Annotated in this window: 9 protein-coding genes and 2 pseudogenes; 7 read left to right on the top strand and 4 right to left on the bottom strand. The window is 43.2% G+C overall.

Annotated features, from left to right (window positions below):
* Window positions 1-67: 67 nt before the first annotated feature.
* Complete coding sequence (locus G7Y90_RS05650) at window positions 68-997, bottom strand: DUF808 domain-containing protein (protein WP_250163629.1); 930 nt, start codon at window positions 995-997, stop codon at window positions 68-70.
* Window positions 998-1,478: 481 nt separating this feature from the next.
* Between G7Y90_RS05650 and G7Y90_RS05645 the strand changes: the two genes are divergently transcribed.
* From G7Y90_RS05645 to G7Y90_RS05625, 5 genes and pseudogenes are all read left to right on the top strand, one after another.
* Window positions 1,479-2,264 carry a DsbC family protein gene (locus tag G7Y90_RS05645; protein WP_250163628.1) on the top strand — a complete coding sequence of 262 codons (786 nt, stop codon included), beginning with the start codon at window positions 1,479-1,481 and terminating at the stop codon, window positions 2,262-2,264.
* A 270-nt stretch (window positions 2,265-2,534) separates the two neighbouring features.
* A complete protein-coding gene (locus G7Y90_RS05640) occupies window positions 2,535-3,893 on the top strand; it encodes a homoserine dehydrogenase (protein WP_087814861.1) in 1,359 nt (452 codons plus the stop codon).
* A 96-nt stretch (window positions 3,894-3,989) separates the two neighbouring features.
* Complete coding sequence (locus G7Y90_RS05635; protein ID WP_060490355.1) at window positions 3,990-5,171, top strand: thiolase family protein; 1,182 nt, start codon at window positions 3,990-3,992, stop codon at window positions 5,169-5,171.
* Window positions 5,172-5,608: 437 nt separating this feature from the next.
* Window positions 5,609-6,455, top strand: a pseudogene (locus G7Y90_RS05630) (DUF2382 domain-containing protein).
* 462 nt (window positions 6,456-6,917) lie between these two features.
* The gene (locus G7Y90_RS05625) at window positions 6,918-7,385 is read left to right on the top strand and encodes a YsnF/AvaK domain-containing protein (RefSeq protein ID WP_250163627.1); all 468 of its coding nucleotides are present in this window, start codon (window positions 6,918-6,920) and stop codon (window positions 7,383-7,385) included.
* Window positions 7,386-7,457: 72 nt separating this feature from the next.
* Here the strand turns inward: G7Y90_RS05625 and G7Y90_RS05620 are convergent, their stop codons facing one another.
* A complete protein-coding gene (locus tag G7Y90_RS05620) occupies window positions 7,458-7,991 on the bottom strand; it encodes a hypothetical protein (protein ID WP_250163626.1) in 534 nt (177 codons plus the stop codon).
* A gap of 287 nt (window positions 7,992-8,278) precedes the next feature.
* Window positions 8,279-11,047, bottom strand: a pseudogene (secA, locus tag G7Y90_RS05615) (preprotein translocase subunit SecA).
* Window positions 11,048-11,552: 505 nt separating this feature from the next.
* On the opposite strand from secA, the gene mutS reads away from it, so the two are divergent.
* Window positions 11,553-14,693, top strand: coding sequence for a DNA mismatch repair protein MutS (gene mutS / locus G7Y90_RS05610; protein ID WP_250163625.1), 3,141 nt, complete (start codon window positions 11,553-11,555; stop codon window positions 14,691-14,693).
* A gap of 206 nt (window positions 14,694-14,899) precedes the next feature.
* A complete protein-coding gene (gene fdxA, locus G7Y90_RS05605) occupies window positions 14,900-15,223 on the top strand; it encodes a ferredoxin FdxA (RefSeq protein ID WP_011279554.1) in 324 nt (107 codons plus the stop codon).
* Between the two features lie 109 nt (window positions 15,224-15,332).
* Here the strand turns inward: fdxA and G7Y90_RS17750 are convergent, their stop codons facing one another.
* Window positions 15,333-15,746 carry a pilin gene (locus G7Y90_RS17750; protein ID WP_284143837.1) on the bottom strand — a complete coding sequence of 138 codons (414 nt, stop codon included), beginning with the start codon at window positions 15,744-15,746 and terminating at the stop codon, window positions 15,333-15,335.
* Window positions 15,747-15,756: the final 10 nt, after the last annotated feature.

Genomic DNA, 15,756 nt, shown 5'->3' with positions numbered 1-15,756 from the left:
GCAACTTTGGGGCTTTTTTACGAAATAAAATTACAAAAAATATAAAGCTAAAGCACAGGTAACTGACTTAGTGTGCAGATGACGCTGTGTCGTCCTTTCCACGAATTTTACTAATAACTGTTAAGATAGCCACAACCGCAGCACCAATAATAAAACCAATGACGCCATTTAATATCGTTGTCGTTAAGCTTTCAAAGATACCCGTTAAATCAGCGATATCCTCTACTCCATGATGTAAGAAGCCGATACCGTGTACTAAGATACCACCGCCTACTAAAAACATCGCCAACGTGCCAGCGATAGATAGAAACTTCATCAGTTTTGGTGCCGCTGCAAACATTAACTTGCCCAATTTTTGCTTGAACGCCCCTTCTTGTTCCATTAAATGCAGACCTGCATCGTCTATTTTCACGATACCAGCGACCAAGCCATAAATACCAATCGTAATACCGATGGCTAAAATAGACAGCACCAAGCTTCGTTCTAATAAAGTGGCGCTTGCCGTTGATCCCAAGGCAATCACGATAATCTCAGCTGAAAGAATAAAATCCGTACGTACTGCACCTTTGATCTTTTCTTTTTCAAAAGCGACCAAATCTATAGTCTCATCAGCATTGGCTTGCCGACGAGCATTTTGCTCCTCATCATGCGGCAAAGCATGTGGCCAAAATCGATGAATGACTTTTTCAGCGCCTTCATAAACCAAAAACAAACCACCACACATTAGTAAAAAAGTGACCAGCGGTGGATAAACAGCACTAATCAAGAGTGCCGCTGGTACTAGAATAAGCTTATTAATAAATGAGCCTTTGGCAACCGCCCAGACCACTGGAAGCTCACGATTGGCTTTGACACCCGTAACCTGTTCTGCGTTGAGCGCCAAATCATCGCCCAATACACCAGCGGTTTTTTTAGCAGCGACTTTGGTCATGACGGAAACATCATCCAATATCACACTGATATCATCAAGTAGGGTTAATAAACTGGCACCTGCCATGTGTGCTCCTTAGCAAAAATTTATTGAAATAAAGGGTTAAAAATAACTGATACCAATAGTTTTATATGAATTTTTATAAAAACACTGTTATTAGCCGTAGACTACAAGGGCAAGCGTCGATATTAAATAGTACAAATGTATCTTATTTTTTTGAATTGACGTTTATGCCTACTACTATTATTGCTACCCTCACCTCCCTATATCACCTCATAGCCTGTGGCTGTTATTTGCCACAAATATGTTAATATAGGCGACATGATTAATTACCTTTTATAATTATTAAATTGTAAAAAAACCTTTTAATTTTAAACCTTTAAGGCAATATCGATACGTATTGCTTTATATAGAAATTTAGTATCATTTTTCTTAAAACGACTTCACGATTAGGCACGATGCCTACAGGACACCTATATATGTCATCCCCGATTGCAAAAACACCTTTGCTCAAAACCGCTTTTCTCGAAATAATTTATCTCGCTTTATGATGAGTGCACTGCTTGTTGTGGTTGCTGCGGGCTGCTCAAACAATGCAGCAGATGCGACCAGCAACACCAGTATCGTCAATAATACCGATGCTAAAACCAGTACAAGTAAGGCATCCGCTGATAGCGATGCTGCCGTGGTAAAGGCGTTGCAGGCGAATTTGAATACGTCCGGTATTGAAGAAAATATCATTTCAGCCGTACCAACAGATATGGATGGTATTTATTGGGTCACAGCGGAAGGACTGCCTTCTTTCTTTACTGATAAGTCTGGCAAACACATTATCCAAGGTCAGATTATTGCTGTTGGTGAGGCTCTGCCTGTCGATATCAGTGCGGCATTGGTTGCTAGTACCGCACAAGAAGCCCTAAAAGCCGTCGATAAAAAAGACATGGTGATTTATCCAGCCATAGGCGAAACGAAGTCAGTGGTCTATGCCTTTACCGATGCAGACTGTGGTTATTGTCGTAAACTGCATGAAGAGATGGATGATATCAATGCACGTGGTATCGAAGTACGTTATTTGGCATGGCCGCGCAGTCAGGAATCGGTGCCAAAAATGGAAGCCATTTGGTGTAGTCAAGATCGTAAGGCGGCCATGAATCAAGGAAAAATGGGCGCTGATGTACAAGCGCCTAGCTGTGCCAGCCCTGTACAAGAACACATGGCATTGGGTGCAAAACTTGGTGTGCGTGGTACTCCCGCTATCTTTACAGAATCTGGTCAGCAAGTAGGCGGCTATCTACCTGCGGCGGAGTTGGCTCAAGCTGTCGGTGCTAGCTAAAATCTGTTATTGTTTCAGGTATTTGTGATATCTATGACGGTGGCGACATTGTGTAGATGTCACAACTGCTTGTCGGTATGATACGATAAAGCGCTATGAAAAATCAGCAGCATACTTTTTATTTGAGTATTTTTTATTCAACTGTAATGAGAAATCGATAAAGCTGCGACTGTCAAAATGCACGCAACTACTACAGCTAGTAGCGCATGCGCATTTGACTCTGTGACAGCGTTATCATTGGTTCATTATATTTAACCTCTTGAGGATACTGTGAGTAATTCCATCAAACTAGCGATACTTGGTCTGGGCACCGTCGGAACGGGCGTGATCAATCTAATCAATGACAACTTAAATGAGCTAAAACGCCGTAGTGGACGCGACATTATCATTACCGAAGTTGGTACGCGCCGTCATCGTGATGATATTGATCCCAATATTATGCAAAACAGTGACTTGATGGCAACTGCTGCAAGCGACAATGTCGATATCGTCGTCGAGGTGATTGGCGGTACAACCTTAGCAAAAGATGTCATCATGCACGCCATTAAGAACGGCAAGCATGTGGTGACTGCAAATAAGGCGCTATTGGCGGAGCATGGCAACGAAATCTTTGCCTTTGCTGAAGAGCATAACGTCCATGTCGCTTATGAAGCAGCAGTCGCAGGCGGTATCCCCATTATTAAAGTCATGCGCGAAGCGCTCGCTGCCAATAAAATCGATTGGCTAGCAGGTATCATCAACGGTACGGGCAACTTTATCATGACCGAAATGCGTGACAAAGGTCGCCCTTTTGCCGACGTACTAAGTGAAGCACAAGAATTGGGTTATGCAGAAGCAGATCCGACTTTTGATGTCGAAGGTATTGATGCGGCTCATAAACTGGCATTACTCGCCTCTATCGCCTTTGGTATTCCGCTGCAATTTGACAAGGTCTACTGTGAAGGCATCACAGGTATCACCTTACAAGACGTCAACTATGCGGAAGAGCTTGGCTACCGTATCAAGCATTTGGGCTTTGCCGTACGCCGTGATGGTCAAGGTAATGATGAGGCTTCTGGTATCGAACTACGCGTGCATCCAACGCTAATTCCGCAGGATGCGTTACTCGCCAACGTCAATGGCGTAAAAAACGCCGTACTGGTCAACTCTCATCCGCTTGGACAGACGCTATATTGCGGTGATGGTGCTGGTGCTGGCGCAACCGCTTCTGCGGTAATGGCCGATGTGATGGACTTGGTGCGTGTTCTAGGTAGCAAAGACAGTAACGATGAAAGCAACAGTAATCAAAACAACCACGGTCACCATGTGCCGCATTTAGCATTTATCCCTGAGCAGCTATCAGACACGCCCATATTGCGCGCTGAGCAGATGATTACCGGTTATTATCTGCGCGTACATGCTTATGATAGCCCTGGTGTCTTGGCAGATATTACTCGCATTCTAAGCGATGCTGGTATCAATATCGATGCGATTTTACAAAAACCTGCGCACAAAGTTGGTCAAGTTCCGGTTATTATCTTGACGCTGCCCGTGGTCGAAAGTCAGATGAATCTAGCCATCGAAAAAATTGAAAAATTAGAGACCATTACTGATAAAGTAGTACGCATTCGCTTAGATGAGCTAGCATAAAGCCCGCAGTTATTGAGCCTAAAAGATGCTATCTAGTCCGCGTTTGGTTTTAATTAAAACAAACTCATTTAAAATACGTAAAAAGGAATAATAACGATGTCAAATGATGCAATTGTAATTTTAAACGGCGCACGTACTCCAATGGGCGGCTTCCAAGGCGCACTAAAAGATATGAGCGCAACGGAACTTGGTGGTGCTGCCATTAAAGCCGCTGTCGAACGCTCAGGTGTGGCAGTCGATAGTATTGATGAAGTCATTATGGGCTGTATCTTGACTGCAGGCTTGGGTCAAGGCCCTGCGCGTCAAGCGATGCGTAATGCAGGTTTATCTGATGCAACTGGCGCTGTCACTATTAACAAGCTTTGTGGTTCAGGGCTAAAAGCAGTCATGCAAGCACATGACGGCATCAAAGCTGGTAGTTTCAATGTGGCAGTCGCTGGCGGCATGGAATCAATGACCAATGCGCCATACATCATGCCAGGGTCACGTGGCGGCTACCGTATGGGACATAAAGAAGTCAAAGATCATATGTTCCTAGATGGTTTAGAAGATGCTGAAACTGGCAAACTGATGGGTATGTTCGCACAGGAAATGGCTGATGAAAAAGGTTATACCCGTGAGAAAATGGATGCGTTTGCTATCGAATCGCTAAATCGTGCGCTCACTGCTATCAAAGACGACCACTTCAAAGATGAAATCACGCCAGTGACCTTTAAAACCCGTAAAGGCGAGCAAACCGTCGATACCGATGAGCAACCAGCGCTTGCTAATGCCGAGCGTATCCCTACTCTACGTCCAGCCTTCGCTAAAGACGGCACCATCACGGCAGCAAATGCCAGCTCAATCTCAGACGGTGCGGCAGCGGTTGTAGTCATGAAAGAATCGCAAGCGAAAGCTGAAGGCCTTGATTATCAAGCGCGTATCGTTGCAACCGCATCAAACTCTCGTCACCCAAGCGAATTTACCATTGCTCCGATTGGTGCAATTGAAAAAGTATTGGCTAGTGCTGGTTGGTCAGTCGCTGATGTTGACCTATGGGAAATCAACGAAGCGTTTGCAATGGTCACTATGGCGGCGATGGACGAGCTAAAAATCGACCATGCCAAAGTAAACGTTGAAGGCGGCGCTTGTGCACTCGGTCATCCAGTAGGCTGTTCAGGTGCTCGTATCTTGATCACGCTTATCAACTCTCTCAAGCGTACTGGCGGCAAAAAAGGGGTTGCGACACTTTGTATTGGTGGCGGTGAAGCCGTGGCTGTTGCTATTGAACTTGCTTAACACTCAAGCAGATTAATTAATCGATTGATATGTTAAATTCACCTCTATAATTATCATTTATTACAAAATTTTCAAAATATCAGGAACCGTATCGCTATTTGCTTTGCGGTTTTTCTGTGTCTATGACTCTTAAATAAGCTAGAAATATTGCTCTGTGTAAAGACACGTTAATCTTTGACCCCAGCTATGTTATGCCACTTACAGCCTATTACACGCAATTACTCCAAGCGCACACTTTGCTACCTTGCTCATATATCTCATCGAAAATCATGATGTTAAGATTCTTACAAGTCGATGTAGAGGCTACTCACATGGCTTGCTACACCTTTTATTATAAAAATATTTTTACTAGAAATTTAACTTTTCCAAAACAACGATTGTTTTTAAAATAATTAATAATGATTAATAATGATTAACTCATAAAAAGGAAGACAACAATGAGCCAACTAATTCGTTTAAAAGATATTCAAGCTACTCATAAAGATTTAATCGGTGATGATTATTATGACCCAACAGGTAAAACTGCTTATGGTGTCAATGAAGAAAAAATCGGTAAAATTGAAGGTGCATTAGTAGAAGATACCACTGGTCGCATTCGTTATTTGATCGTTGATGCAGGCGGTTGGTTCAGCTCAAAAGAAGTATTAGTACCCGCTGGTCTGGCACGTATTGTTGGTGATGACGTATTCTTTGACAGCTTGACCAAGTCTCAAGTTGATGCCATGGAAGTATATGACCATGATTATCAGTATAGCTATAAAGACCAGTATCAAAAGGATCGTCAAGCATTTGTCGCTGATACTGTTCCAGTTGCAGAGCGTATGGAGATTGCAGACCATGCATATGAAGCACCAAACACACTAGAGCTACTAGAAGAGCGCTTGACCGTCAATAAAGATCGTATCGTGGCAGGTTTGGTTAAAGTTGGTAAGCATATAGTGACCGAAGAGCGTAATGTCGATGTTGAGCTAGAAGAAGAGCATGCTAATATCGCGTACTAACGTAGATCGTCCAACAGATCGCCGTATCGGTGACATTGATGGTAATCAAACCATTGAGGTTGAACTAGAGGCTGAACGTGCCCGCGTTGGTAAAGACACTTATGTATCTGAAGAAGTGAACGTCGGTAAAACCACTGAACGTCATACTGAAACTATCGTTGAGACTATCCAACGTGAAGAATTGGATATCGATCGCGATGGCAACGTAGTAGACCGTGAAGGCAACATAATCGACCGTGATGGTATTACTGCAGAAGACGTACGCCGCGCTCGTGGTATGTAACGCTAAACCGTCAGACTGTTTGGCTCTCATTAAAAAGTAAGAACGCCGAACAATACATGACCGTAATAAGCAGCTAAGTATTTTTACTTAGTGAATTAAGACCAGAGCATTCCTCTGGTCTTTTTTGCTTACTATACTCAAAAATACTTAGGAATTAAAAATACTTAGAAATTAAAAATACTTAATGACATCTGATAAGGCTAACCTTGCAAAATTTGCAAAATGGCTCTAAAATATTGTATAACGATTATTTCATAAAGATAAGGACATTAGGATGACTAGCAATCACGACGACAGTATCCAGAACGATAGCTTTCTACAAAAGGGTTTACATAACAAGCAAGGGACACCAAACGCTATAACTGCCCCAATTGATACTCATAATGGACAGTAGCTAATGACATAGAAAGTAATGATATAAGCAGTAATGACATAGATAAGAGCAATCATAATGTTGGACACTTGGAGCTATTAGAAGAGCGTCCTGTCATCAACAAAGAGCGTTTAGATGTCGGTAAAGTGACGGTGACCAAGCACGCTCGTACTAAGACCATTGACGTGCCTATTGAGTTGGTAGAAGAATATATTACTATTCGCACTGAATACCACGATGCGAAAAGTCAGGACTTATTGTCAGGCAATTATGATGAAAAGGATATATTGCGCCATATCGAGCCATCGTTAGATAGCAAGGCGGTCGTTACCGTGAATGGCAAACAGATCGAAATTGGTGATGAACCGATTGAAATTGTCCTATCACGTCAAGTGGCTACCATTACTAAAGACACTTATGCTATCCAAGAAATCGATATCAATAAAACCACTCATACCCATACAGATAGTATCCAAGTAGTGCTTAAGCATGAAGAATTAGATGTGAAGGAAGAAGGGTTTTTGGCACATGAGTCTAGTGCCACTCCTCATAAATAATTTTGCTGACTCATTAAAACTACACATCAAAAAAGCAACGTTATCGTTGCTTTTTTCTTGATTGCTTACTTATTATGAGGTTTTTTTACATTCATAAGTGCTGACATTAGCCGCATCTGTACCTGCTGTACGCATCACACCCGTCTCACGCGCTTCATGTGCTACACGCCACTGGGTAAAGCCCTGACTGCCATCAATAGCGGTTGCTACTTCGAACACTTCTGGATTACTGCCATCATTGGTTTTATTTAATGTCACTGTACCCGTATCAGTCGCGATGACTACTTGCTTGGCATCTTCTTTATAAGTTGCATTAACTTTCAGCTCAGGTGAGCACAGATAAGCTATTTGACTGACACCACTATTTACCGAAGCTACGGTATCATCCTGTACTTCACTGAGCGATGCATCCGCTGTATCGACAACCACCTCATTAGGCTCAGCAGGTTCAGCGGACATCGGCACCGTTTCTTCGCTATGAGCACCATCATCTATACCCGCTTCTGTGTCTGACTGTTGCTGACAAGCACCAAGCGTCAGGACACCAGCAAGTAGCCCAGTCAGCGCCACAGAAGTACGCAATTTTTTTAATAATTCTATAGTCATAACACTTTCCCCAATGAATATGTTAAACACTATAACGTGTCCATAAATTCACGCCTATGTTGAATTTGTAATTAATCAATACAAAATATAGCCAACTCGTTTGTGAAGAGTCAACTTTACTATCTACAAATAATATAGTCGATTCAAGATAATGTAGAGACAAAGAATATGAGCAAATACAGAAAAGCCCTTATCTAAAGTAGATAAGGGCTTTTGAGACTAACGAATATTAGAGATATATGAGCGGCAATGCTTAGCTGTTTATTATCAATATTCGCTTATGAATGCTATATTTTACCATGACATTGCTTGTACTTAAGACCTGAACCACAAGGGCATGGGGCGTTACGATATTCATACCAGCGTATGGGTCTGCCTCATTGGCATTACTACCGCTACCTACCATAGCACCTGCGACCGCACTACCAGCAAGATTGCGATTTTGCGCGGCGGCTTTTTCAGCACCGCTATCCATATTATCAATATCACTATGCTCGAACTGCATTTGCATATGAGCAGCATTCTCACGCTGTATTTCCAGCGCTTCTAGCTCTTCTTTGGTCGGAATATGGACACGTGATAAATCTTGAACGGTCTCAGATTTAATTGCGCCAAGCATCATTTGGAACAGCTCAAATGATTCACGCTTATATTCTTGCTCAGGGTTTTTCTGTGCATAACCACGCAGATGAATGCCTTTACGCAGCTGATCCATTTGGGTCAAATGCTCTTTCCAGTGCTTGTCTAAACTTTGCAGCATAAAGTGACGCTCAAGCTGGGCAGCATCTTTTTCGCCCATCTGCTCACGGCGGCTATGATAGCGATCGATAGCCGTTTGGATGATTTTGGCACGCAACCCTTCTTCATCTAAGCGACGATCTTCATCGAGCCAATCATTGATCGGCATCGCAATCTTAAATTCATTTTCAAGCTCGTCTTCTAAGCCATCAATATTCCATTGGTCATCGATAGAACCTGGTGGAATAAACTGGTTAATCATGGCGTTATAAACTTCTTCGTGCATAATCTCAATGGCTTCAAGCAAGTCCATCTCTGCTAGCAAGTCATCACGCTGACCATAGATCACTTTACGCTGCTCATTGGCGACGTCATCATATTTCAACAGATTTTTACGCGCATCAAAATCACGGCTTTCTACTTTACCTTGGGCATTTTCAATCGATTTTGAGACCATCTTATGCTCAATGGCTTCATCTTCTTTAAGACCCATGGCACGCATCATATTTACGACGCGATCACCAGCAAAGATACGCATCAAGTCATCTTCGAGCGATAAAAAGAAACGCGACATCCCAGGATCGCCTTGACGACCGGCACGACCACGTAACTGGTTATCGATACGACGTGACTCATGGCGCTCAGAACCAATGATATGCAAACCGCCAGCCGCGACCACTTGGTCATGTTTGACTTGCCACTCTGCTTTTAGGCGTGCCATTTCTTCAGGACTGACCGAATCGATATCTTCAATAAACGATTGCCAGTTACCACCAAGGATAATATCGGTACCACGACCTGCCATGTTGGTCGCAATCGTCACAGCCTTTGGACTACCCGCCTGCGCGATGATTTCGGCTTCACGCTCGTGTTGTTTGGCGTTTAGGACGTTATGCTTGACGCCCTCTTGATCGAGCAAATAAGACAACTCTTCACTGGCTTCAATCGTCGCCGTACCAACCAAGACTGGGGCACCTTTGGCTTGAATCTCTTTGATTTCGCGAATGATACCTTTGTATTTTCCTAACTTGGTTAAGAAAATCTGATCATCCATATCGATACGAGCAATCGGCTCGTGCGTTGGAATCACGATGACATCTAAGTCATAAGTTGATTTAAATTCTGCTGCTTCGGTATCAGCGGTACCTGTCATACCTGATAATTTTTCATACAAACGGAAGTAGTTCTGGAACGTCGTGGTCGCAAGCGTTTGGTTTTCTGCTTGAATTTCGACGTTTTCTTTGGCTTCTACCGCTTGATGCAGACCTTCTGACCAACGGCGACCTGGCATGGTACGACCCGTGTTTTCATCAACGATAACCACTTCACCATCATCGACGATGTAATGAACGTTTTTAACAAATACATGATGGGCGCGAATGGCAGCTTGTACGTGAGCCAATAATGGCAAATGGCTTGGGGCTGTATAAACTTTCATTTTCACCCAACTCACCGACTTCGATTAAGAAGCGCTCAATTTTTTCATAGCCTTTTTCACTGATTTCGATTTGACGATTTTTTCATCAATCCAAAAATTCTTCTTCATTATTCTTATTGGCTTCTTCATCTTTTGAGCGAATCAGCACCGGGATAATGGTATTAATCAGCGCGTACATACGTGAAGAATCTTCGGCTTGACCTGAGATAATCAGCGGGGTACGAGCCTCATCGATTAAAATAGAGTCAATTTCATCGATAATACAGAAGTTTAATGGACGCTGCTTTTTCTCTTTTAAACTAAAGACCATGTTATCGCGCAGATAATCAAAGCCATATTCGTTATTGGTACCGTAAGTAATATCCGCTTGATAAGCGTCGATTTTTTCTTGCGGTGGTTGTTGTGAATAAATGACACCGACGGTCATGCCCAAAAAGCCAAATAATGGACGGTTCAATTCAGCATCACGTGCCGCCAAATAATCGTTGACCGTAACCAGATGCACACCTTTACCACTGATGGCATTGAGGTACATCGCCAAAGTACCCATTAGGGTTTTACCTTCGCCCGTTTTCATCTCAGCGATTTTGCCTTCGTGCAAGGTGATACCACCGATCAGCTGCACATCATAATGACGCATACCATTGACGCGTAATGACGCTTCACGGCAGACGGCAAACGCTTCTGGTAGTAGTGCATCTAAGCTTTCACCTTGTTGGTGTCGTGCTTTAAACTCTTCGGTTTTTTGTTGTAATTGCTCATCAGACAGGGCTTGTACCGCAGCCTCTTGTGCGTTGATTTTGCTGACCACTTTGCGCATGCGCTTTAATTCGCGGTCATTTTTAGTGCCAACCACACTGCCTATAATCTTTGATAACATAATTTTTTGACCTATGGAAATATTCGATAATTAGTGCGCATTAGCCAAAGCTTCGCCCGCTGCCGCCTTGTCATTACAATCATCACCTGACTAAGTACCTTTTGTTAACAAAGCACCTCTTAACAAAGCACTGATTAATAAGGTACTGCCTAATGAAGTGTCGCCTAATGAAGTATCGCCCAATTAAGTGTGACGTCATTATATATGGTTATGACGCCGATGGATACAAGGGCAGCGAGTAGATATTTGCCGACGTAAAAGCGCGGCAGGACGTGCTAAAATAGTACTTACACTTTCACAATTCTTAGTTTTTTGACTGCTAAATTTGCGCGCTATGATGATTCTTTAATAAAGCTATTTTGGTAAAAATCAACCAGAATCTTGCAAATCAACCACTCATAAGCGAGTGTTTTCTCATTTTTTTTTTACGCTGATCTGTATATACCGTCGTCCATTTAACGCCAGCTGACTAAAAAACCCATTTAAGCATTATAAGAGACTCTGCATGACCTCTAAGCCATCCGCTCAAAACCTTAACGCCGCCAAACCTACTCCGTCGAAGTACGCAATATCAAAACAACAGACCGCGACACCTTTGACCTCCGATCAGTTGATGGTAGGCGATACCGTTTATCACTTGGCAGATCATACGCCGATGATGGTGCAATATCTAACCATGAAAGCCAACTATCCACAAGCGTTACTGCTGTACCGCATGGGTGATTTTTATGAGTTATTTTTTGATGATGCCAAGCGCGCGGCACAAATATTAGACATCACCTTGACTCGCCGTGGTACGGATAAAGCGGGCAATACCATTGCCATGGCAGGTGTGCCTTTTCATGCGGCCGATAGCTACATGGCAAGGTTGATAGCTGCTGGGCAAACCGTCGTTGTGTGTGAGCAAATTGACGAATCAGCCACTGGCACTGACAACACGAATAATCCTTCCAATGCTCCGACGATGGGCGATAAGCAGAAAAAAGATAAAAGCAAATCTGCTGCTGGCAGTATTATGCGCCGTGAGGTGGTTAAAACCCTGACCGCAGGGACAATTACTGATGATGCTTTAATTGCGCCCAATCATACGCCAACTGTGGTCGCCATTGATATCGAGATACCTAAATCGAACAGCAAACAACCTGTGCAAGCTGCCATTAGCCAAATGGATTTAGCCGCTGGAACACTAACGACGCAAACGCTTAGTTCCAGCTATAATAACAGCCCTGATGATGTCAAAAATTTGCAAACGCAAATGCTGACGGTGTTGGCACGCTTTGCGCCCAGTGAATGTATCATTAGCGAAGTACTTAACGACCGTATCGGCGAAGATTGGCTGCTGTGGCTACGTCAACATCTCGACTGTCCGATTATCGAAGTGGCGGCAAATGACTTCCACCGTGAGCATGCCAGCGCAACTCTTTGCCAGCAGTTTGACGTGCAACGCCTCGATGGACTAGGAATCAATGACGCACTTCTTGCCCAATCTAGCTGTGCAGCGCTCATACATTATGCTCGGCAAACTCAGCAGCGTCATGTGCCACAGCTCAATCAACTTATCGTTGAGTACAGTGACGATTATTTAATTATTGATGCCAACAGTCAGCAAAATCTTGAGCTATTTACCCCCGTTAGCAGTAATGGTACGTCATTAATATCTGTCCTTAATCATTGTCAAACGCCGATGGGTCGACGCTTACTGGTGCAGCAAATGAAACGCCCACTACGTCAGCATGCGCGTATCAATTTGCGCTTAGATGCTATAACCAGTTTGTTAAATACTGATAAACAGTCTGAGCAAAGCTCGGGAAATATCTCATTAGTTACCAGCTTACGCGAAACCTTAAACGCTATCGGTGATATGGAACGTATTAGTAGCCGTATTGGGCTAATGAGTGCTAAGCCGCGTGACCTGCGTAAACTTGCTGACGGTATTGCTAGTAGCGCCCAGCTTACGATGCTACTGACGAATGCAGGTATTCGCCATGAGCAAGCAGGACTGTTGCCGATGCTAATGCAACAATTGCCTGCGCAGTTACCTGCCATACAGTCCGTCGCTGAGCTGATTGAGCGAGCCATTATTGCAGAACCACCTGCCCATATTCGTGATGGCGGCATGCTTGCCGCAGGTTTTGATGCTGAGTTTGATCGCCTGACTCATCTGCATGACAATATCCAAGTGACATTGGATGAGATGGTAGAACGCGCGCGTCAAGAGAGCCAGTTATCCAGTCTAAAAGTAGGCTTTAACAAGGTTAGCGGCTTTTATTTTGAATTGCCTAAAATGCAGGCAAAAAATGCACCAGCGCATTTTATCCGTCGGCAAACGCTCAAAAGTAGCGAGCGATTTATCACTGACGAGCTAAAAGAAGTTGAGACAGAATATCTAAGCGCGCAAAGCTTAGCATTAACCCGTGAAAAGCAGCTGTATCACGAACTCTTAACTGAACTTAGTAGCCATTTAGCCGAACTGCAACAACTGAGCGCTGTGGTTGCGCAAATAGATGTGCTCAGTAATTGGGCACAGCTTGCAACTATTTATAACTGGCAGCGTCCAGTAATGAGTAACGACTCAAAAGAAGATAGTGGCTTAAAAAACAGTCACTTAAAAAATGGCTTGAACCATAAAAGTCAAACCAGTATTGATATTAAAGCAGGTCGTCATGTCGTCGTCGAAGCCGCGCTAAACCCTATTCATACTCACGGCAATACTCCTGCCAAGCATAGCAGCCATTTTGTCGCTAATGATTGTGCATTAGGCAGTCATAAAAATCATGAAAGACTGTTGATGATTACTGGTCCTAATATGGGTGGTAAATCAACCTATATGCGCCAAACCGCGCTGATTGTTCTACTCGCGCATTGTGGCAGCTTTGTGCCAGCAGCGCGTGCTCATATCGGCGATATCGACCGTATCTTTACCCGTATTGGCTCAGCTGATGATTTGGCGGGCGGCAAATCCACCTTTATGGTAGAAATGATTGAAACGGCTAATATTCTCAATCAAGCGACCAACAAATCGTTGGTGCTGATGGATGAAGTCGGACGCGGCACAGCGACCACTGACGGTTTGGCCATTGCTCATGCTTGCGTTAATCGATTGCTAGAGATTGGCTGCCTGACATTATTTGCCACTCACTACTTTGAGCTGACAAAATTGGCGGAAAACTATAAAGAAAGCAGTGGCAGCAATGACAAACTTATCCGCAACGTCCATGTCGCTGCTAGCGAAATCGACGGTCAACTGTTACTACTGCATCAAATCAAAGATGGTGCAGCAAGTTCTAGCTTTGGTCTGCATGTGGCAAAAATGGCAGGGATTCCTACCCAAGTACTGGATGATGCCAAGCGCTACTTAGCAGATAACTTAAAATTAGACCCTATTGAGGCAGAAAGCGTAAGAACCGTTGATGACAAAAATGAATTAGCTAAGTCAGTAAATGATAAATGCGATCATATGAATGGTCATGAAATAGAGAGAGCTGATATAAAAACCACCAATCAATCTCAAATAATGGCTGATATTCCACAACAAAATCAGCTGTTTAGCTTACAGGATGAACTTAGCGCGATTGATCCTGATACCTTAACGCCAAAGCAAGCGCATGATTTACTCTATCATTTGAAGAAAATCATTAGTCATTAAAGGGAATTGTCAATTAGCCGTAAAGGCGTTAAAATGTGCCTTATTTTCCAACTATTCTATGTAGCCCTTATCGTTGATTCACTTTAAAAGAAAATCATGGCAACCAAGTGCAGATGTATCGATAATACTTCAAGCGCGGTGAGCACAGTAACTCTTTTAAAAGGGATGAACTATATCAGCCAATCCAATAACAGGTAGACCTCACTATGACCTTTGTCGTTACAGATAACTGCATTCTTTGCAAATACACCGACTGTGTGGAAGTCTGTCCTGTGGACTGCTTTTATGAAGGCCCGAACTTCCTCGTCATCGATCCTGACGAGTGCATCGACTGCGCACTATGCGAGCCTGAATGCCCTGCCAATGCCATCTTCTCAGAAGATGAAGTGCCAAAAGGGCAAGAGATGTTCACTCAGCTAAACGAAGAGCTGGCGCAAAAATGGCCAAACATTACTGAGATGAAAGAGCAAATGCCAGAAGCAGCGAAGTGGGATGGCGTAGAAGGCAAGATTCAGTATTTAGAGAAGTAGCTAAGACTTAACAACCGCTCAATATCGAAACAATAAAAAACCACTTAATAGCCGATGCCATTAGGTGGTTTTTATTTACAATTATGGAAATAGCCATTATAAAATTTCCTTAGCATAACCCAGCAGCAAAACAAGTTCCGCTCACTTCCCAAGTTAAATTATCGTTGACTACTGTTGGCAGCAGCGTATAAGTTTTCTCATCGACGCTACTTTCTCCTGTCACCGTAACTTTAGCCGTATTACTCTCTATAGTAATCGCCTTTACGTGATTAGCTGATGTCAACCCTGACGCCTCAATACTAACCTTCGAAATAGTATCGCAATTATTGAGCTGATAATTACCATGTCCTTGAAAACAACTATCTATATTATGTCTAACAGTTATAGCGGCTAAAATTACCTCAGTAAATTTCGCCTTTTTAGTATAGGATTGATAGGAAGGGATAGCGATGGCTGCTAAAATACCAATAACTGCTATTACAATCATCAATTCTATTAAAGTAAAACCCAGTTCTTTAGGCATAAAAAATCCC

Origin of the sequence: Psychrobacter sp. WY6 (assembly GCF_018448495.1) — a bacterium.
Taxonomy (GTDB): Bacteria; Pseudomonadota; Gammaproteobacteria; order Pseudomonadales; family Moraxellaceae; genus Psychrobacter.
Note: the sequence above shows the minus strand (reverse complement) of the source record. Positions and strands in the feature narration are given on the sequence as shown.

What these genes read in the sequence shown, in the direction of transcription:
- G7Y90_RS17750 (WP_284143837.1), bottom strand. Translation starts at nt 15,746, where the DNA reads ATGCCTAAAGAACTGGGTTTTACTTTAATAGAATTGATGATTGTAATA.
- G7Y90_RS05650 (WP_250163629.1), bottom strand. Translation starts at nt 997, where the DNA reads ATGGCAGGTGCCAGTTTATTAACCCTACTTGATGATATCAGTGTGATA.
- G7Y90_RS05645 (WP_250163628.1), top strand. Translation starts at nt 1,479, where the DNA reads ATGATGAGTGCACTGCTTGTTGTGGTTGCTGCGGGCTGCTCAAACAAT.
- mutS (WP_250163625.1), top strand. Translation starts at nt 11,553, where the DNA reads ATGACCTCTAAGCCATCCGCTCAAAACCTTAACGCCGCCAAACCTACT.
- G7Y90_RS05620 (WP_250163626.1), bottom strand. Translation starts at nt 7,991, where the DNA reads ATGACTATAGAATTATTAAAAAAATTGCGTACTTCTGTGGCGCTGACT.
- fdxA (WP_011279554.1), top strand. Translation starts at nt 14,900, where the DNA reads ATGACCTTTGTCGTTACAGATAACTGCATTCTTTGCAAATACACCGAC.
- G7Y90_RS05635 (WP_060490355.1), top strand. Translation starts at nt 3,990, where the DNA reads ATGTCAAATGATGCAATTGTAATTTTAAACGGCGCACGTACTCCAATG.